This window comes from Acidocella sp., from assembly GCF_050253495.1.
Classification (GTDB): domain Bacteria; phylum Pseudomonadota; class Alphaproteobacteria; order Acetobacterales; family Acetobacteraceae; genus Acidocella.
This window is the reverse complement of sequence record NZ_JBFWIX010000014.1, coordinates 1-20,493: the sequence shown is the minus strand read 5'-3', so window position 1 is coordinate 20,493 and position 20,493 is coordinate 1. Positions and strand designations below refer to the sequence as shown.

12 protein-coding genes are annotated in these 20,493 nt (G+C 59.8%); 9 read left to right on the top strand and 3 right to left on the bottom strand.

Translation table 11 applies throughout. The features are described 5' to 3' along the window. Window positions 1-90 precede the first annotated feature (90 nt). Window positions 91-2,475, bottom strand: a complete 2,385-nt coding sequence (locus AB7D48_RS11590) for an AAA family ATPase (protein WP_427979169.1) — start codon at window positions 2,473-2,475, stop codon at window positions 91-93. Window positions 2,476-2,775: 300 nt separating this feature from the next. Between AB7D48_RS11590 and traD the strand changes: the two genes are divergently transcribed. The 3 genes from traD (at window position 2,776) to AB7D48_RS11575 (ending at window position 5,497) form a co-directional block, all read left to right on the top strand. Continuing rightward, window positions 2,776-3,321, top strand: a complete 546-nt coding sequence (gene traD / locus AB7D48_RS11585) for a conjugal transfer protein TraD (RefSeq protein WP_427979167.1) — start codon at window positions 2,776-2,778, stop codon at window positions 3,319-3,321. 168 nt (window positions 3,322-3,489) lie between these two features. After that, window positions 3,490-3,843, top strand: coding sequence for a hypothetical protein (locus AB7D48_RS11580; RefSeq protein WP_427979165.1), 354 nt, complete (start codon window positions 3,490-3,492; stop codon window positions 3,841-3,843). A 73-nt stretch (window positions 3,844-3,916) separates the two neighbouring features. Further along, window positions 3,917-5,497 (top strand): type IV secretory system conjugative DNA transfer family protein, encoded by a 1,581-nt coding sequence (locus AB7D48_RS11575; protein WP_427979163.1) that lies wholly within the window; start codon window positions 3,917-3,919, stop codon window positions 5,495-5,497. A 58-nt stretch (window positions 5,498-5,555) separates the two neighbouring features. On the opposite strand, the gene AB7D48_RS11570 is transcribed toward AB7D48_RS11575, so the two are convergent. Beyond that, window positions 5,556-6,488 carry an ArdC family protein gene (locus AB7D48_RS11570; protein WP_427979161.1) on the bottom strand — a complete coding sequence of 311 codons (933 nt, stop codon included), beginning with the start codon at window positions 6,486-6,488 and terminating at the stop codon, window positions 5,556-5,558. 391 nt (window positions 6,489-6,879) lie between these two features. Here AB7D48_RS11570 and AB7D48_RS11565 point away from each other — a divergent pair, with 391 nt between their 5' ends. The 6 genes from AB7D48_RS11565 (at window position 6,880) to AB7D48_RS11540 (ending at window position 19,223) form a co-directional block, all read left to right on the top strand. After that, window positions 6,880-7,638 (top strand): hypothetical protein, encoded by a 759-nt coding sequence (locus AB7D48_RS11565; RefSeq protein WP_427979159.1) that lies wholly within the window; start codon window positions 6,880-6,882, stop codon window positions 7,636-7,638. A 111-nt stretch (window positions 7,639-7,749) separates the two neighbouring features. Next, window positions 7,750-11,190, top strand: a complete 3,441-nt coding sequence (locus tag AB7D48_RS11560) for a protein NO VEIN domain-containing protein (protein WP_427979156.1) — start codon at window positions 7,750-7,752, stop codon at window positions 11,188-11,190. A gap of 14 nt (window positions 11,191-11,204) precedes the next feature. Then, window positions 11,205-14,078, top strand: coding sequence for a DUF1156 domain-containing protein (locus tag AB7D48_RS11555; protein ID WP_427979153.1), 2,874 nt, complete (start codon window positions 11,205-11,207; stop codon window positions 14,076-14,078). A gap of 2 nt (window positions 14,079-14,080) precedes the next feature. Further along, window positions 14,081-17,365: a DUF499 domain-containing protein gene (locus tag AB7D48_RS11550; protein ID WP_427979151.1), complete on the top strand. Its 3,285-nt coding sequence runs from the start codon at window positions 14,081-14,083 to the stop codon at window positions 17,363-17,365. A gap of 364 nt (window positions 17,366-17,729) precedes the next feature. Continuing rightward, entirely contained in the window at window positions 17,730-18,278 is a 549-nt protein-coding gene (locus AB7D48_RS11545) for a hypothetical protein (protein WP_427979149.1), read from the top strand. Beyond that, window positions 18,279-19,223: a hypothetical protein gene (locus AB7D48_RS11540; protein ID WP_427979146.1), complete on the top strand. Its 945-nt coding sequence runs from the start codon at window positions 18,279-18,281 to the stop codon at window positions 19,221-19,223. It abuts the gene before it with no gap. Between the two features lie 26 nt (window positions 19,224-19,249). Here AB7D48_RS11540 and AB7D48_RS11535 read toward each other — a convergent pair. Continuing rightward, window positions 19,250-20,493, bottom strand: a 1,244-nt coding sequence (locus AB7D48_RS11535; protein ID WP_427979144.1) for a helicase-related protein, incomplete at its 5' end; no start/stop codon positions are given.

The window sequence follows — 20,493 nt, the reverse complement described above, 5'->3', positions numbered from 1 at the left end:
AAGGTAAATATGCCAGATCGGGAATATTTTGATAAATTGTGCCTCGGAAGCGGCAAAATACGCGCGATCGGGAATATCGCGGTGCGAGGCTTATCTCCCCAATCTCGGCCCCCTTGGCCTGAGCGTGTTTCGCAGTTCCTGGGCTTTTCTTATTTCCTCGGCCTGCCGTGCCTGCTCGGCTTGCGCAGCGATCAGCGTCTCCCGGCCCTTCGCCAAGGACGCGCGCAGTTTCTGGTCGGTTGCCAAGCCGGAGCGCGCGCGGTTCGACTGAGCCGCCTCGAACCGCAGTGAGGCCCCCTTATCCTCCCGCTGCCGCATGATCTGTCCGGTCAAGGCGGGCAGGTCCGGTGCCAGCTCGCGCGGCACGAAGAGCCGGTAATCCTCCCGGTGCCGTGTGCCGATGACATAGGCCGCGCGGGCATCCCAGGCATAGGAATTGTCATAGACGGCCGCCGTTGTGGGCTGCGTCTTGCCCTGGCCCTTATAGCCCGTGCCGCTATAGCCCAGCCCCCATTTGTCGTATTTCACCGGGTCGAACGCGACGGTTGCCCCGTCATCCTTCATGATTTCCATGCGCCTCGGTGCCACGGTTTTGACGGTGCCAAACTCCGATGTCGCCACGCCGAGCTGCCGGTCGGTCTCGTAAAATTGCACCCGCTCTCCGGCGGCAATCGACACGTCACCGCGCACCGTCTTGAATTCATGCGCCTGGATCGGATTGCCCTTCACAGAAAGGTCCGCTCGGCGCCGTTGCTGCTCAGCCCGGTTCAGCTCCTCCACCTCCTTGTTGGTACTGGCATAGAGGAAGCTCAGCCCGTCGATTGACGCCTGCGCCGCCACCGCGCGTTGTCGCGCATCGGCCAAGCTGTCGCACCAGACAACCTGGCCACGTGCGTCATACGCCTCCAGCGCGGCATGGATATCGCCTCGCGCAAAATCCTCGCTGGCTTTGGCCTGGTAGGCCTGACGCTGCCGCAAGACGGTTTTCAGCTCAGCCGCGTCATGTTGGTTGACCAATTCGGTGAACATCCCGCCGCGCGACACCGAGGCGAATTGCCGGTCGTCACCGGCCAGGACCAGTCTGGCGCCGCTCTGCTCTGCCCCCTTCAGCAGCTTCGCCATGATGGCATTATCCATCATCCCTGCCTCGTCCACCATGACGACCGTCTTGCGATCCCAGCGTGACGGGTCCCGCTCCAACTGTCCCAGTTCGCGGTGCAAGGTCGCGGCATGGCCGTAGCCATCCTTGCGCAAATCCGCCACCACGGCATTGGTCGGGGCCAGGCCGATCACGCGATACCCCTCCGCCTCGAACGCGTGTCGCACCGCATTCAAGGTATGGCTCTTCCCCGTCCCGGCTCGGCCGATGACGATGCTGATCTGCCGGCCGTCCGTGACGTGCTCGGCCGCCGCGCGCTGCTCTGGCGTCAACTCGGCGCGCGCCAGTTCTGCGCGGCCGGCGCGACCAAGTGGCCGGCCGGATGACTCGCTAATGCGCTCAGCCGCGCCGATGATCGCCATTTCCTCGTCGCGGACCTGGCGTGTGGTCCAGCCGATCTCATCGCGGCCATCGGCAAGCAGCGGCACAACATCGGCATGACCAATGATCCGGGCTTCCAGCGCCGCGCGCTCCTCGCCCTCCAGTCCGGATTTGTTCAAAGCCTGGCGCAGATCGCGCGCCGTAAAAACCGCTTTCTGCGCGGTGAGGCGGAGCAAAATTTCGTCCGGGTCGCGCAGCTTCGCCTGCTCGGCGGCTGCATTGGCGCGGGCGATTTCCGCTCGGTCGGCGATGACTTGCTCATTCAAAAGCTGGCCGCGCGTGTAATGCTCCTCCGGCACCGTTCGGCGTTCGCGGATGTCGGCGGTGATCCCCAACCGCTCGAAATATTCCCTCTGGAATTCCGCCCAGCGAATGTCCCAGTTCTCCGCTTCGCTGATAAAATGGTTGGCCCCTTTACTGACGAAGTCCGGGTTCATGGCGCGGGCCTTCTTGCCAAACCCGCCGCCTTCCAAGGTGCGCGTGCTGATCAGCAGATGCGCGTGGGGATTATTCTCTTCCCGGTGGATCGCCCATTCCACCACGACGCCATGCTTCTGTGGGTCGATCTCCCGATGCACGAATTCCATCAACATGGCTTCGCGCTGTTCCGGCGTGGCCTCACGTGGCAGGGCGATCGTCATGTGCTTGGCGATCTGCCCGTTCTTCTTCCAACGCAGCTCGTTGGTTTGCCGATCGATCGTCTGCTCGGCCCGCTCCGCTGCTCGCCAGACCTGCGCCGCGTCCACCGCCCATTCCGGCGCGCTGGCGGGCAGGATCAGGCCGCGAGCCTCCAGTTCATCCGCCTTGTGCGCAAAATTAAACGGCGTGCCGCTTTGGTCGAGGCGGGCATCGCGCGCGATATAGGCCGACAGGCCGGTGGCACTGCTGCCCGCCCCGGCCTTGACGATCTCGACGCGGACAAACCGGCTCGCCATCTTTGTCCTTCCTCTGCGGCAGCCTTCATTTGGCGCTACTGGTGGCACCATGCCGTCCCAGGGCAGGCGGTCCAGCGAGCGGGGCCAACTCTCTCGGCGGTGCATCGGCACCACCCTCAACCACGTTTTGCGGAGCAAAGCGTATATTGAGCCTAGACTGATTTTCTAGGGCGCGTCTGTCTTCAGGGTGACTCGAACATGAAGAGTCGTTCAGCCTGGTTGTATTAAGTTTACATTGTTCTCGTGAAAATTGTAGCCGTTTTCTGTTCCGTTGTTTTTGTCAGTTTTTGGAGACAGAACATGGCAGGATTCGATGAGGCTGCTCTGCGGCGCCTGGAAGAGCTGGTCGCCAAGTCAAAGGGGGGCAGCAAACTGCCAGCACCCGAGGCGCTGGAGCTGAAAGAGCTGAAGCTCCTGCGCCAAACGGCCGAGATTGCCACGCGCCGAGCCAGCATAGCTGTTGCTAAACGCAAGATCGAAGACCGGGAGAAATACCGCGTCGGCGGCCTCGCCGTGGCCGCCGGGCTGAGCCGGTGGAATGATGATGAGCTGAAAGGCGGGTTCGCCATGTTGGCCGAACTGGCCGATACGGCAAGGGCCGAGTTGGGCGCGAACGGCAAGCAGGCGAGGGCGGCGGAAGCCGCTAAAACCGTGCTGGTGCCGCTGCGCGTGTCCTTTGGGGAGGCGCCAGGTGAGGCGGTGCTGACCGCGCTGAAAAAACGCGGCTTTAAATGGAACGCGGCGGCCAAGGCATGGGATGGCACCGGGGAGCCCGCCGACATTCAAAGCGAGGCCGAGCTTGGCGGCGGCTTGGTCGAGCCGCTGCCGCTGGCACCTCGGGAATAGGCCCATGTCAGTCCTGACGAGGTCCGGCATATGAGCGGAGCCGAGGGCAGTGATGAAGCCGCGGGCCATGGGCGGCGAGATTTAGACGTGGGGGAGGGGGCCTATTGGCGGCGACTGGCGGGGCAGGTTGACGCAAGCCAAGCGGCCGGGCCGCATCGGAGGCCGGAAATGCCCGATCTTCCGAAAAAGGCGGATCCATCCGAAAACATCGATATCACCGATCCCACCGTGGCGATTGTGCAGACATTGCTGGACAATGTGGCCGTCACCAAAGAGCTGAAGGACGAATCCGAGGCGGCCCGCAGGGCCATGGCCGAGGCCATGCGCAAGTCAGCCCTGCAGGCCGATGCCATGTCTGCCGATATGCGCTCCGTAACCATCGCGCTCCAGCGCCTAGCCGGGCAGCAGCCAACCAAATGGGACCGCTATATCTGGGCGGGGGTCGGCTTCGTCCTGGGCGTCGTCGTGACGGATGCGAGCTTCACGACGTTTCCGGCCCTTTGGCACCAGCTCTTTGGGTAAGACCGCACAAGCCTTCCGCAATTTGCTGCGGCAGATACGCCGTAATCCAGGCTGGGCCGTCAAGGCGATTCTTTTGAGCCCTTTATGGGCGCCACTCTATTTGCTGAAGACGATCCTGTGGATGATCTTGGCCATGACCTTGATCGGCCTCGCCGGCGCCGGTGTCATGACGGACTTTCATCTCGATCATTCCAAGATCGCCAATACCGTCTTCATCGTCGTGACGGTCATCGCGCTGCTCGTCGCGATGGTCTGGGGGCTCACGCGTCCCCTCCTTGAACATTTTGGCGACCGGGAAAGCGGCACCCATGGCACGGCACGCTTTGCCACGGAGAAAGAGACCGCGCGCCTGGTGCAGAATAAGCATGGTCTCCTGCTTGGCCGCGATCTCAATTCCGGCAAGCTGCTGCGTTATGCTGGTCCCGCCCATCTGCTGACCATGGCCCCGACGCGTAGCGGCAAGGGCGTGGGCACCATCATCCCGAATCTGCTGACTCTCGACCGCTCGGTGATCTGCATCGACCCCAAGGGCGAAAATACCCGCATCGCCGGACGTGCCCGCGGCCTGTTCGGGAAGGTCCATATTTTAGATCCGTTCAGCGTCACCGGCCGGGTCTCGGCCTCCTTCAACCCGCTGGCTTCGCTTGATGCGGCCAGTCTGGACGTGGCGGAGGAAGCGGCCATTCTGGCCGATGCACTGGTTTATGACCCACCCGCTCAGGTGGCGGAAGCGCATTGGAACGAGGAGGCCAAGGCGCTCATCGCCGGGCTCATTCTGTACATCGTCGCGCAAGAGCAGCCTGGCCGGCGATCCCTCGCAACGCTGCGCGAGTATTTGACGGCAGCACCCGATGCGTTCGCGGACTTGCTCATGCAGATGCAAGGTACCACGGCCGTGGCGGGACTCGTCGCGCGCGCCGCCAACCGGCATCTCGGCAAGGACCACCGCGAGGCGGCTGGGGTGTTGTCGGCCGCGCAGCGCCACACCCATTTCCTCGACAGCCCGCGCATGACGGCAGCACTCGGACATTCGGATTTTGCCTTCGGCGATTTGAAGGCAGAAACCGCGACGGTGTTCTTGGTCCTGCCGCCGGATCGCCTTGGTGCCTATGCAAGATGGCTGCGCCTGATGGTGACGCAAAGCTTGCAGGATATGGCCCGAGCGACGGGGCGGCCCGCCGCGCCGGTGCTCTACCTCCTCGATGAATTTGCGGCACTTGGCCATCTGGCGCCGGTCGAACGGGCCATGGGCCTAATGGCAGGCTATGGGGTGCAACTCTGGCCCATTCTGCAGGATATCCACCAGCTTCGCGCCAATTACGGTCAGAGTGCCGGAACCTTCCTCAGCAACGCCGGTGTCCTTCAGGTTTTTGGCGTCAATGACCATGACAGCGCGCGCCTGGTCTCCGATCTGCTCGGCCAGGAAACCAGGGTATTCGAGACCACCAGCCGCGATCCTAATCAGGGCTGGACCAATGATCGCCTGACTTTCTCCGAACAACATACCGGCCGGGCGCTGCTCACCCCCGATGAGGTGCGCAATATGGCCCAAAGCAAGCAACTGCTGTTCCTCACCGGGCAAAGGCCGATCCTTGCCAGGAAGTTGCGATATTACGCGGACGCGGAATTTGCCGGAAAATTCGACAGGCCGTAGCCGATGCAACGCAAATCGGGCGCCGCGAGGCGCCCGAAAATTTTGGTAATGGGCCGCCTCAAGCGGCGGCCCTTTCCGCTTCCGCAGGACCGCGGAAATCCTGGCGCTGCAAGCTGTGCAGATAATCCGTCGCCCGTTGCGCGTGGCTCGCCGCCGAGAAGACGAAACGCTTGTCGTCCTTCAGCACTTTCAGCCAGGTCGCGATATAAGCGGCATGATCCTCACGGGTTTCAGGCGTGATGCCCAGATCAGCGCACAGGAACGCGCTGCCTAATTCCGCAACAAGCTCTTCCCGCGCATAGCCTTCATCGCCCCATTTGATGCGGCCCATATCACGGGCCAGGCGTTTGTCATGCTTCGTCCAATGGGTCAGCTCATGGGCCAAGGTCGCGGCGTAGCTCTCGGCATCGCGAAAAGTTTCAAATGGCGGCATCTGCACGAAATCGGCGCCTTCGGCATAATAGGCGCGCGTGCCACCTTGGCGAATATCTGCGCCGGTCGCCGCAAAGAATCGGTCTGCTGATTCCAGCCTTTGGGCAGGGGGCAGCACCGAGCCCTCCGCCTTAGCCGTGTACTGTGCCGGTAAGCCTTCGCACTGCTCGGCGTTGAACACGGTATAGCCCTTGAGGAAAGGGATTTCCCGCTCGCATTCCTCGCCATGCGCGTCGATCTCGGTGCGCTTGATACGGTCAGCATAGACCACAAGCTCCCCGGTTTCACCACGGCGGACGTTGCCGCCCAGTTCCAAGGCCTGCTTGAAGGTCAGCCAATGCGAGCAGGAATAGCCTTTTGCCACGGCCGCGGACCACAGCATGATAACGTTGATGCCATTATAAGGAATGCCATTGTGCCGCAGCGGACGGGTAATCTTGCCCGCCGTATGTTCGGTGCTCCATGGTTTCAGCCAGGGGCGAACCCCCTGTTCCAAATCCATGACAATCTTGTCCGTAATCCGGGAATAAATATCGGAACGGCTTGATGTTTGGGCCATATCCTTGATCTCCTTTAGGGGTGAGGGGCAGCGCGCTGCTCCTCTGCCCGTCGGCGAGACCGGGGTGTGCAAGCTGCAAGGCGCTTCGCGGGGAACCAAAACGCAACGAAATTGACCGCGTAGCGGGACATTTCGTCTGTCGTTTTGGGCGGAAGCGCCTTGCAGCGCGCCGAGGGGCTGGCCCCTAAGCCTGGCGCAGCCAGGGCATGGCCGCGTCTGCGGCCAGAGGATTTGCTCGGCCGATCAAGGTTGTTGGAATGGAAGATATAACCTGACGGAACATTGGTTCGAAAAAGCAATATAATGGCATTTTCTTTGAAAATGCTGATCACGGCAAAATATCGGGCTGCGCAATCTTTTAAACTATGTCTGAGTAAACATAGGAGGTTACATGCGCGATGATGACCGGCTGCACGATGTTATCCGGATGTTATACGAATATAGCGCCCGACCGCCGCTGAAATTTCCGTCGGACGCAGAAATTCCGAAAATTGCCAGAAAAATTCTTGATGTTGCTTACGGGCCAACATCGCTCTGGACCAAGTGGGACAAGGATCGAGAAGAAATTATCGGCCGTGTGGTGGATGTTTGGGTGCCTCTGGATGACCTTTTGGACGCTCTGAACATATTGCCGGGAGAGAAGTTGACCACGACAGATGTTGTGCAACGGCTTTATGCGCTTCGGAATGAATATGGTAGTTATTCACGCGGGCCGGATGAGGCCATCAAAGAGGCGTCACTCACCGCGTATGCCGAGGAAAAGGCCAAAGGCACTGAGTTCATAGCCATCTTGGGATGGCTGGAGGAGTGGACCTGGGGTGCTGAGGAGCGCCTAAGGCGTCAGCGGGAGGAGGAGAATAGTGAGCGGATTGAACAAAATAAGCGGCGGGTTGAGGCTCGGCTGCGTTCGGGTGCCGACTGTCCATGGACCGTAGCCGCTGGTGTTCCCGACCTCCATTGCCGCAAAAATGGCCGCCTCTTTCGGCTGAAGCCCCTGCCAAAGGAGACCTCTCCCCTTGCGCCGAAGTTCGAAGTTTTAGAGGTCAAGACGCTCGACGATAAGCGAGGCACCTCGATTGGCCGTTACCGTACGCGGGGTGACGCATCAAAAGCCATCCTGGAGGTCGCCTATAAGCCGGAATGGTCATAATGTCTTTGGCGCGGGGCACATCTGCCTACCGTCAACGGGGAGTATCGCTGAGTGATCCATTTTGACGATCTCAGGCCGGGAACGCGTCTCGGGGGCCTCGCCCCCGCGGGCGTGGCAGAAATCGTCCAGGTCAGTCGGTTCGGAGCGGATGCGCTTAACATCGTCTTTCGGGCCGACGGCAAGGTCGGTGAGCGCCTGGTCTACCGGGGAGAAGAGGCGGCCTTCGATTTGGTCGAACCCGGCCGGGGCTTCGCTTTCGACGCCGATGGCGCGCTGCTGCGCCTTGCCTCAGAGGCGTACCGCATCAGGCTCGCCCATCTTTTCGACCCATATCTCGCTGTCAGCGCCTCCCAGATCGAGGCCCTGCCGCACCAGATCACGGCGGTTTACGGCGAAATGCTCCCCCGCCTACCGCTCCGTTTCCTGCTGGCTGACGACCCGGGCGCCGGCAAAACCGTTATGGCCGGCCTGCTCATCAAGGAGTTGCTAATCCGCGGCGACCTGGAGCGCTGCCTTATCGTGGCGCCGGGCAGCCTGGTCGAGCAATGGCAAGAGGAAATGGCCGACAAATTCGGCCTTGCCTTCGACATTCTAACCCGCGACCAGATCGAAGCTTCTCGTACCGGCAACCCGTTTGTCGAACGCAACCGTCTTATCTTACGGCTCGACATGGCAGCCCGGTCAGACGATCTGAAATCCAGGCTGGATGCTGCCCCTGAATGGGACCTTGTCATCTGCGACGAGGCCCACCGTATGGCCGCTTCGTATTTCGGCGGGGAGGTCAAGGAGACCCAGCGCCATAAGCTCGGCAAGCTGCTTGGGTCACGGGCATGCAACCTGCTCCTCATGTCGGCCACTCCCCACAACGGCAAGGAGGCCGATTTCCAGCTTTTTATGGGGTTGCTCGACGCTGACCGCTTTGAGGGCCGGTTCCGCGAAGGCGTGCACAAGGCCGATGTATCGGACATGATGCGCCGCCTGACCAAGGAGGAGCTTTACCGTTTTGACAGTTCGCCCTTGTTCCCCAAACGCTTTGCCTACACTGCCAGCTATGACCTCTCGCCTGAGGAAGCCACACTCTACCAGGAAGTTACCACATACGTCCGCGATGAGATGAACCGTGCCGACCGCGCGGAGGATGGGCGGCGCAATTCTGTCGGCTTCGCGTTGCAGATTCTCCAACGCCGGCTCGCATCTTCTCCTGCCGCAATTCATCGATCGCTGGAACGCCGCCGCAAACGGCTGGAAGAACGGCTGCGCGAGGAGCGCCTGGTCCGCGATGGCGGCGGCGCGCTGTCCAGGGGCGCTGTCCTGCCTGAGATCGACCCGGACGATGACGATGAAGCCCCAGGTACTGAGCGTGAGGCGGCGGAGGATCAGATCGTCGATTCCGCCACGGCGGCGCAGACCTTGGCCGAGCTTGAGGCCGAAATTGTGATCCTCAAAGACCTCGAATCACGCGCCCTGCGGCTGAAGCTCTCCGGCCGAGACACGAAATGGCGCGAGCTGGAAGCGATTCTCGACGACCCGATCATGTTCGACCCGGCCACGGGCCTGCGGCGTAAAATCCTCATCTTTACTGAGCCGAAGGACACGCTGGACTACCTCAAGCAGAAGATCGAAGCCCGCACGGGCGACCCGGACGCCGTCGTCACCATCCATGGTGGCGTGGCACGGGAGGCGCGGCGCGCAGCTATTGCCGCCTTCAACAGCGACCCGGTCGTCCGCGTGATGATCGCCAACGACGCGGCGGGGGAAGGCGTAAACCTTCAACGCGGCGCGCACCTCATGGTCAATTACGACCTGCCCTGGAACCCGAACCGGTTGGAGCAGCGGTTCGGGCGCATCCACCGCATCGGCCAGACAGAAGTTTGCCATCTGTGGAACCTCTGCGCCGCCAATACGCGCGAGGGCGAGGTTTATCGCCGCCTGCTGGAAAAGCTGGAAGAAGCCCGCGCGGCCTTGGGCGGCAAGGTCTACGACGTGCTGGGCGAATTGTTCGAGGGCCAGCCACTCCGCGTCTTGCTGGTCGATGCCATCCGTTATGGCGACCAGCCGGAGGTAAAGGCGGAACTGTTCCGCAAGGTGGATGGCGCCGTGGATGTCGCCACCATCGAGACACTGGTGGCCGAGCGGAAGCTGACTTCCGAAGGGTTGGACCCGCGCACGGTGACGGCCATCCGCGAGGAGATGGAGCGCGCCCAGGCAAGGCGCCTGCAACCGCATTTCATCGGCGGGTTTTTCCGTGAGGCGTTCACCACCCTCGGCGGTCGCATTACGGAACGGGAAAAGGACCGCTTCGAAATCACCCGCGTGCCTGGAATACTGAAGGAGCGTGACCGGCTGATTGGCCGTGGCGACCCGGTGCTGGACCGCTATGCCCGCATCACTTTCGAGAAGACCCTCATCCCTGGCCAGCCGCAGGCGGAGCTGGTCGCCCCCGGCCACCCGCTGCTCGACGCTGTGGTGGACGTCGTGCTGGAACGCTTCCAGCCTTTGCTCTCCCAGGGTGGGGTATTGGTTGACGAATCGGACGAGAGCCAGGAGCCACGGTTGCTGGTCTATCTGGAACATGCCATCCGTGATGGGCGTGTGGGCCGCGCGGGGGAGCCGCGGGTTATCTCCCAAAAGCTGCAATTCATACATATTAAAGAAGACGGCTCGGCGGCGGATGGTGGCTCAGCCCCGTACCTCGACTACAAGCCCATCACGCCTGAGCAGCGGGAACAGGTTGCGGGCGTGATGACTGCTCCGTGGCTCGCGGACGGCGTGGAACAGCGTGCCCTTGGCTACGCGATCGCCTCTCTGGTGCCGGAGCATCTGGCATCGGTGAAGGCGCGGCGGCTGACTGAGATTGCCAAGGTCGAGCGTGAGGTGCGCGACCGGCTGAATCGTGAAATCAATTACTGGGACTCCCGCGCCGCCCGGCTGCGGGAGGAGGAGCGCGCCGGCAAGGAACAGCGGATCAACGCCCAAAATGCCGAGGCCACAGCCCAGCGCATGGCGGACAGGCTGCACAAGCGCCAGGCGGAGCTTGACCGGGAACGTCAAATAAGCGCCCTCGCTCCCGTGCTGAAAGGAGCGGCGCTCATCATTCCCGGTGGAATGCTGCGCGCGGCCGAACCGGCCAAGGCAACGGGCTTCTCGGAAGACCCGGATGCGCGGGCGGCGGTGGAACGTCTGGCGATGGAGGCGGTGATGGAGCATGAGCGACGGCTGGGGAATGATCCGTGCGATGTCTCGGCCGAGAAGAAGGGCTGGGACATTGAGAGCCGTGATGCCCGCACCGGCCACCTGCGCTTCATCGAGGTGAAGGGGCGGCATGAGGATGCGCGGGACGTGATCGTGACCAAAAACGAAATCCTCGCCTCCTTGAACGCGCCGGAGGCGTTTCACCTGGCGCTGGTGCGGGTGAGCGCCGGGTTTGCTCAACAACCTGTTTATGTGCAGCGTTTCTTCCGCCGCGAGTTGGGCTTTGCCGAGACGGCGGTGGTATTCAACCTCAAAGAACTTGAAACGATGGCCGCATCCCTGTCCAAACTGGCGATTTGAGGTAGTTTCTAATTGTGACGAAGATTCGTAAAAAGCTCATCGAAATCTCTATTCCTCTGGAAGAGATTAACAAAGCCTCGGCGCGGGAAAAATCCATCCGCCACGGGCATCCTTCCACCTTGCATTTGTGGTGGGCGCGGCGGCCCTTGGCAGCGTGCCGGGCAGTGCTGTTCGCGCAACTGGTCGATGACCCGTCATCTTGGCCCGAAAAATTCCCCACGGTTGAGGCGCAGGATGTTGAGCGGCGGCGACTGCATCGGGTAATCGCGCGGATGGTGCCGTGGGAGGCATCGAACGACGAAGATATTTTGAACGAGGCGAGGTACGAGATTGCGCGTTCCGTCGCCTGGGGGCTGGACGAGGAACCGCCGCCGCCGGATGACGGCAAGGCGATTCTCGACTACCTGCAAACCAAGGCACCGCCTGTTTATGACCCGTTTTCCGGCGGCGGATCGATTCCGTTGGAAGCGCAGCGGCTAGGGCTGCGGGCCTATGGGTCGGACCTCAACCCCGTCGCCGTGCTCATCGGCAAGGCACTGGTGGAAATTCCGCCGAAATTTGCCGGACTGCCGCCGGTCAACCCCGACGCGCAGAAGGAGCTTGCGCGCGGACATTGGAACGGCAAAGGCGCACAAGGGCTGGCAGAGGATGTGCGCTATTACGGGAAATGGATGCGCGAAATGGCAGAAAAGCGCATTGGCCATCTGTACCCGAAAGCGAAATTGCCGAATGGATCCGAGGCGACGGTGATTGCCTGGCTCTGGGCGCGTACCGTTGTTTGTCCCAATCCTGCATGCCAAAAGGAAATGCCTTTACTTAGCTCTTTTGTTTTATCTTCAAAAAAGGGCCGCGAGCGTTATCTCGTGCCCTCCGAGCCGGGGGCACCTCTGAGCTTCGACGTATCAAACCAAGTACCAAAACATTGTACCGATCCGTCTAAGGGCCTCAAGCGCGGTATGTCAGGTATATTTCAATGTCTGCATTGTGGCGAGGTTACAAGCCGAGATTATGTTGCAGCCGAAGGCACCGCCAATCGAATTGGAAAGGTCGTAACCGCCGTTGTTGCTGAAGGCAAAGGTGGACGCATTTATCTTCCCGCCGCGGCGGCTCAGATACCGAACCAGCTCCCTACAGTTGACCTTAATGGTCTTGAGATTGAACTGGCGCCAAATCCTCGTGATGTCTGGTGCCGCAATTTTGGTTTGAATACACCCGCATCCCTATTCACACAAAGGCAGCTCGTTGCGCTCACGACTTTTTCGGATTTGGTGAGTGACGCGCGCGAACTCATGGTCGAAGCTGCCCGCACTGCTGGTCTCAGCAACGACCCCACGCCGCTCCACCTAGGCGGCTCCGGCGCCATCGCTTATGCCGATGCTGTGGCGACATATTTGGGTTTGGGCGTGAGCAAAATGGCTGACTACTCGTCCACGGTAGTCCTTTGGAGCCCTACCAGGGATCAGGCAAAATCCACCTTTGCCAGGCAAGCGTTGCCCATGACGTGGGATTTCGCCGAGGTTAACATTTTAGCTGAGGCTGCTGGTGATTTTTCCGTCTCAATTGCCGGTATTTCTCGGACTCTTGGAGATATTCCGACCGCGTCGTGCGGGAGGGTTTTTAATATCAACGCTTCTGCCAACTCATTTCCGGTCCGACCGATTTTGATCTCTACTGATCCTCCCTACTACGACAATATTGGATACGCAGACCTTTCCGATTTCTTTTATGTCTGGCTGCGGCGTTGTCTGCCCGGCGTCTGGCCAGACTTGTTCCGACGTCTGGCCGTGCCGAAGGTCGAGGAATTGGTTGCGATGCCATATAGACATGGCGGCAAAGAAGAAGCGGAAGCGCTTTTCATGAAAGGTATGGGTAAAGCGCTCATTGCCGTTCGCAATGCGGCAACGGAAAGTGAGCCGCTCGCGATCTATTACGCCTTTAAGCAATCTGAAGTCGCGCAAGATGGAATTACGTCCGCAGGCTGGGCGAGTTTTCTCCAGGCAGTTTTCGATGCAGGTTTGATCGTCGATGGTACTTGGCCGGTGAGAACGGAGCGTGGAGCACGCACTATTAGCATAGACACAAACGCGCTCGCATCATCCATCGTCCTCGTTTGCCGCAAGAAACAGATAGACGCACCGACGATCACTCGCGGTGAATTTCTTCGCTTGTTGAAACGTGAATTACCCGATGCCATCGACGATATTCGCAAAGCCGGTGTCGGTCCAGTAGATATGCAGCAATCAGTTATCGGCCCAGGCATGGGCGTGTTCTCGCGCTACGCCAAAATTCTGGAGGATGACGACAGCGCCATGAGCGTGAAAACCGCTTTGGCGCTCATCAATCGCGTTTGGGAGGAAATTGAGAACGAACTGGACGCGGCATTCGATGCCGAAACCCAGGTGGCACTGGTATGGTACGCCTCCTACGGTTTTGATCCGCGGCCCTCTGGTGACCTCATCATGCTCTGCACTGCTAAGAACACGTCAGACCGCGCTTTGTTTCATTCCGAAGTGTTCGAGGACCGCAAGGGAAAAGCGGCTCTTACCGCGCGGGAGAACTTACCGGTGGATTGGAACCCGGCCAAGGACTCACATCTGACCGTGTGGGAATGCGTGCAGCATGTGGCCCGCACGCTCCGCGCCGATGATGGTGGAGAGGAGGATGCGGCACGGTTGGTTGCCGACATGGGGCCGAAATCCGCTGAGGCCCGCAAGTTGGCCTATCGGCTATTCGAGATCGCGACGCAAAAAGGGTGGTCCGCCGAGGCGCTGGTTTACAACGAACTCGCCGAAATTTGGCCGAAGCTGGAAGACAAGGCTGCGAATATCGAGACCCTGGCGCCAAAGGGTGCGCCAAGGGAACGTGATCTGTTCGATCTAGGGGCGTAAAGATGTCAGGGGCGAAGGAAACGTTGCGGCGCGTAAGGGAAGGGCTCGACCATCTGCAAGATGGTTTGCGGCCATTCGTCGAAGCCAAGATGAAGGCCAGACACGGGGCGAACTGGCTGCATTATGCTAGCCGCGCGGCAGGCAGTACGGCCAATGCATCACTGGATGTGTACGGGTTGCTGAAGACGATCCTGGATAATTGGAACGAGACGTTCCAGGAAGGATTTTCCCGCAACGAGCGGCACCGGATTCGCAGTTTCGTCACAGTCGCATTCGATGCGCGGAACAGCACCTCACATCTGACGCTGCCACTGCAAGATGCGGAGGCTCTGCGCTATCTGGATGCAATTCTGGAACTCCTGCGCGCGGTGAAAGCGGCGGAAAACATCACGGCGGAGGTGAAGCGGCTGTATGAAGCGCAGCGGACCTCCGGCGTGGCCGCGACGCCTGCGCCCGTGCCGGAAGCCCGGCCAACCTTGTCCCTTGCGCAGCCGGAGGACGCTCCGGCCACGAAACTGAAGCCTTGGATCGAGGTGGCGCTGCCGCACGCGGATGTGATGGAGGCGCGGTTCCGGCAGGCGGAATTCGCGGCGGATTTGTTCGCGGTGGATTCCGGCAATGTGGACGCTGCGAGCGATTACGCCACGGCCAATGGGTTTTTCGGCATCACCTTCCTTACCGAAGGGTTGCAGCGCGTGCTGACCACGGTGCTGGAGCGGCTGGGCGGCAAAGGCGGCGACCCGGTGATCGGTCTGCAAACCGCTTTTGGTGGCGGCAAGACACATACAATGTTGGCGGCGTATCATTTGGCAAAGGCGAGCGAGTTGGGGCCGCTGAAAGGTGTGCCCGAGCTTGCCGCAAAAGCAGGGGTGACGGCTTGGCAGCCCGCGAAGGTGGCCGCATTCGTCGGAACCGCTGCGGGGGTGGATACGCATCTAGCGTTGAAGGACGGGCCGAAGGTCAAGACGCTGTGGGGCTACATCGCCTGGCGTTTGGCGGGAGCAGATGGGTTGGAATTGGTAGCGGAGGCCGAGGCGAAGGAGACGAATCCGGGCTCAGCGCGGCTGGTGGAGCTGTTCAAGCGCTCCGGCCCAGCACTGATTCTGCTGGATGAGTTGGTGGCCTATGCGCGGCAGTTGCCGGATGAAAGGTTTGAGGCATTTTTGTCGTTCATCCAGTCGCTGACAGAAGCGGCAAAGATGGTGCCGGGGATTCTCATTATCGGCTCGCTGCCGGAGAGCAATTTGCAGGCAGGCGGCGACAAGGGGCTGGCGGCGCTGAAGCGATTGGAGAGCGTGTTCGGGCGCGTGCATTCGCCGTGGCTGCCGGCCTCGGGCAACGAGACGTATGAGATCATACGGCGGCGGTTGTTTCAGCCGCTGGATGCCGATGGCGAGAAAGCGCGGGATGAGACGGTGAAGGCGTTTTACGACCTTTACCGCAAGAACCAGGCAGAGTTTCCGCCGGAGGCGAAAGAGCCGCGCTATCAGGAATTGCTGCGGCTTTCTTATCCCATCCACCCAGAGCTGTTCGACAGGCTCTCAAAGGACTGGGCGAGCCTGGACAAATTCCAGCGCACGCGCGGGGTGTTGCAGTTTATGGCGAATGTCATTGGCGTGCTGTGGCAGGCCCGTGTGCCTGATCCGTTGATTACGCCGGCACGTATTCCGGTGGCGAACGAGCGGGTGCGGGCGAGTGCGCTTAATCCGTTGGATGCAGGGTTTGGCGCCGTCATCGACAGGGAAGTGGATGGGGTTGGGTCTCTGCCAGATCGGATGGAGGTGAATCCGGCACGCCGAATCTCGCAGCAACGGGCAGCGACACGGGCGGCAAGGGCAGTGTTTTTGTGTACAGCTCCTCTGGCTGGGCAACCGAATGCAGGGGTGACAGGGCCTGGGCTGCGGCTGGCCTGCGCGGAGCCCGGTGACCAGTTGGCGATTTTCGGCGAGGCGCTGCGTGAGCTGAGCGAGCGGGCGACGTATCTGTACGAGGAAAGTGGGCGGTATTGGTTCTCCACCCAGCCGACGCTGAATCGGTTGGCGGACGACAAGGCGAAGGCGCTAGCCGAGCATGAGGTAGATGCCGACATTATCGAGCTACTGAAAACCGACGCGAAGAGCAAAGGCGGGTTTGCCTGGGTATTTGCGGCGCCGGATGATCCGGCGGCGATGGATGATGTCTCTGCGTTGTCCCTCGTGATTTTGGGGCCGGGAACCCCGCACGCGGGGAAGGCAGCGGCGAAATCTCTGGCGACAGACGCTGTAGTTGAAGGGCTGACTCGGTGCAGATCGTCGCAGCGGAGTTTCCGCAACGCGCTGATTTTTGTCGCGGCAGATGAGGGACAGCTCGCGGCGGCACGGGATGCGGTGCGGCAGGCGCTGGCGTGGGCGGATATTGCGGGCGACCAGCGGATGAAGGACCAGTTGCCCCCCGCACAGATGCGTGACGCGGCCGAGAAAGCGAAGAGCAAGCGAGATGGCGCGGCACGGGCCGTGAGACTAGCGTGGAGCCATATTCTCTACCCGGTGAAGAGCGAGACGGCAGGCAAGCCGTTCGACCTGGATCAGGTGACGCTGGCGAGTAAGGACCGCATCACGATTCCAGCGGCGGTGAATGAGAAGATCAAAGGCGACAGCATCGTAAAGGATAAGTTAGGGCCGGAAAGCCTATGGGTGGCGCTAAATCCACTCTGGCCGGAGGGCTCGCCGCATCTGACAGTCAGTGAAGTGGCCAAATGGTTTGCCTCATACGCTTATCTGCCGAAAATCCGCGACCGGCTGGTATTGGAAGGCGCAATTCGGGAGGGTGTGGCGAACACTGACGCGCGGTTCGGGTACGCGGACAAGTATGACGAAGCGACGGGAAATTATATTGGCCTGGCATTTGGGCGAGCGGCTCCGGAACATTTTCCCGAGAGCGCGGTGCTGGTGAGTACGGCGGCGGCGCTGGTGCAGAAGAGCCAGGTATCAGCGCCGCCAGAGGCGAAGCCGGAGTGGGTGGTGACAGGGGGAGGGCCGAGCGAATCAGTGGTGGGGCCGAAACCTGCCGCGAAACCGACCCGGTTCTATGGAGCAGTCGAAATCGACCCGTCGCGGCCGATCAAATCGTTCGAGACGATCCTGAATTCCGTGGTGCTGGAATTGCAGCGCAATGGTTCGGCAAAGGTGACGTTGACGCTAGAAATAGAGGCGGACGCGGAGGAAGGGTTTGAGGAAGCGGATATTGGCGTGGTGAGGGATAATGCGCGGCAGTTAAAGTTCAAGCTGGATTCGACGGGGTTTGAGTAACACAAAGACTGCGGACTGAACCGCCCCGTATTTATCGGAGGCGTTTTGGTTTAAGTTACGCAGTCATGGGCTGTATTTCCAGCTTGGCGTAGTACAGCGCTTCGGCTCCTGCTGGCGCTAGATATGCACGCCGGATTGTGTGCGGGATTATGTGGTGCCGCATTTGCTGCACGAGAACCAGAGCAAAGCGTTTTGGGCCGCAACCGCACGGCTAACGGTGCATCGCGAGGCGGCTAGAGAATGGCTTGCGAAAGCGGGTTGGTGCGGCTGCGGCTGAGGTAATGCTATGGACGGCGCAACGGATCTGCGGCAGACATCGTTCAGGTAACGCGATGAAGGCTGACGTATGGCGGGGCTTGCACATTTGGAGCGTCTGGAATCACCGGAACTTTATAATTTTCTGGGTGCCTGTCCTGCCGATGAAGTTACCGCCCTGGCCGAGCTGATGGCGCGGACCTATGGCAATAAAATGCTCTCCGTCACCACCGTCCATGTGCCGCGCTCGCTACGAGAGCGGAGGATGCGCGGACATGCGCTGATTCCTGATATCGTTACAGATATTGCAAACCAAGGTTCACATTCCCTGGGCAAGACCTTGAGTTATGAAGACTGTGTGCGCTGGATCGGTGGGCGGCATCGTATCGATGCCGCCGGGACCGCGCCTGTTGTCGAAATTGAACGATTGGTGCTGGAGAAATACGATATCAATGCCATCAGCAAGGCTGAGTTTTCTGCGTTTAAGGATAAGGGATCAGCCTCCCTCGCGCGCCGGGCGAGCTGGCTTTCTATGCCGGGAATGGTGGAGTACGCGCTCTCGGCCAATTGGGGCATCACCACCTTTATCATGCTGAAAATCGCGATCATGCGTCTGCGCAACCGGGCGCTGGTGTACGGCAACCTGCTGGAGGACTGAGTGGAGCAAATCATTCAAGTTGCGTTCAAAATGCCGGACTGGATTCGTGCCGGGCTGGATAGCGGGGTCTATGAACAAGTCGGTGGTGTGATCCGTAAAATCGACAGTAAGACGGTTGTGGCCTGGCTGAAACCGGCCACCGACGCTAGCGGGAATGCGCTTGAAGCTGTACCGGCCATCGGTGGCCTGCCGGCAGGTGCTGCGCTGGCCGCACCAGTGGCGGTGGCGGCAACAGCGGTTATTGCCGTGGTGGTGGTTGGTTTTGTTGTGGTTATGAAAAAACTGGAGCGTATCGAGAGCAAGATCGATAAGATTTTAACGCACGTTAAAGACATAAAAGAGGATACTACGTGGCTGCGGCAGGCGGTATGGGCCGATAAGCGCGCTGCCGTCTATGCCGCTTTCAAAGGTTGCGAAGACGCCGAACGCGACGGCCGGTACGAGCAACTGGCACCGCATATCGCCACATTTCGCGCGAGCCAGCATTTTTTGTTGCAGCAGATGGACAACATCAGCGCCTTGCCCGCGCCACTGCAATCGAGCGCCTTGTTCACCGAGACCGGGCGCATGTATGTAGCCATCACCCAGGCCAAATCCTGGGCCATCACTCTGGCCAGCGGTGCCGATGTAGCCAAAGCCGAAATCGTGCAGGATGCCGAAGACTACCGTCGCAAGCGCGGTATTTTCACCGCCGCCTTGCGCCAGCCGGAAAGCCACCTGAGCAACCTGCTTGGCGTAACAACCACCGCTTGGGACGAAGCCAAAACCGAACTCCCCCGCCTACCTAGCGCCAGCGCCGCCGAATATTTCGAAATCGAAGGCCTCACCCTCGATGGCCCCACCCTGACCCAGCTGCGGGCCCTGACCGCCTCCGCACCCAACCAGCCCTGCGCACTCATCATTCCGGCCGGGGCTGCCCCGGCTGGGTGGGTACCGGAGAGGTAAGAGGGAAAGGTCAAGGCTAGCCGGTTTTATCTGGGCAACGCATCATTAATCCAGTGTTTCTCCATGGGAGTGAACGTTGTGCTATCGCTGTTGGCAACTCTGCGTAAACGGTCACTAAGCATGGCCACTGTGTCGCCGTCTCGGATAATGCGTTCTGAAATCTGAATCGGCACACCTCTTTCTTCGAGAATCTTCAACGGTTCAGCGCGAAACCACCGAGGTAGGTCAGCTAAAACAAGCGAATAATCTGCGTATGAGTGAGATGCGAATGTTTTGATGAATAGCTCTACGACCGCGAAGTATTCTGGAAGACTGTATTCCGCAGCACGAAGAAACTTGAAAACATTGTCGATCAGTTCAGGCTGCCCTTTGTAGCTGGAGGAATGCCAGTGATAAAACTCACGCATTGTTGTCGCATGTCGTAGCTTATTTATATACATTGCGAGCTGGCGTTCGGATGCGCAACCAAAAGCGTGAGAATTGACGACTTTGCATATTACCGTGCAGACAGCCTGTAGTTGCTCGTATGATGGCCAACCATTCCAAACGATATCTGCCCTAGCTCTCATGGCACTGTACGTTGCGGATCGTAGACCGAGCAATGTATCGATCCCTAATCCTGAAAATCGTCTTATTTGAGAAGCCTCAAGCCCGATGCGTTGCGCCATATCTTGCACGCGATCGAGCACTTTCGGAGAAGCATCCTCCTCCTCCATATGAACTACGAATTCGTCAGGCGCCTCATCAGGGTCACCAAACAACGGAGCTGTGACCTCTACATTTTCTTGAGCGGGTGGCGCGTGAAACAGGAATACACGACCTACGTGATGCTGCCCAAGGCGCCCTGCTCGACCTCTAATATTAGAGAATGTGAAGAAGTCATATGGACGCTTTGCGATAGTTTTGTCGTATATAAGGACAGACTTTGCCGCGGTGTTGACGCCTTCGATAAGGGTGGAGGTGCATATCAAAACCGGAATTTTCTTGTCATTGAAGAGTTTAATAAATCTTGAGGCAAGGGCGCGAGGAATGCGCCCATGATGTACGCCTATGCCTGAAAGAATGGCATCGCTTAGCTCCCATTTCGCGCCGTAATTATCAACCATCCACCGCGATAAGGATTGCCCGGCACCGACGCGGATTTTATGTTTGACTAGGTCAGTTGCTAATTTATTCGCTTTGTCTGGTGAAGAGACGAAGACAAGTGCCGGCCAATTGTCCGTGTTCTCAATTTCTGAATATAGCCGTTGCTCTGTGTCTGGAGCGGACT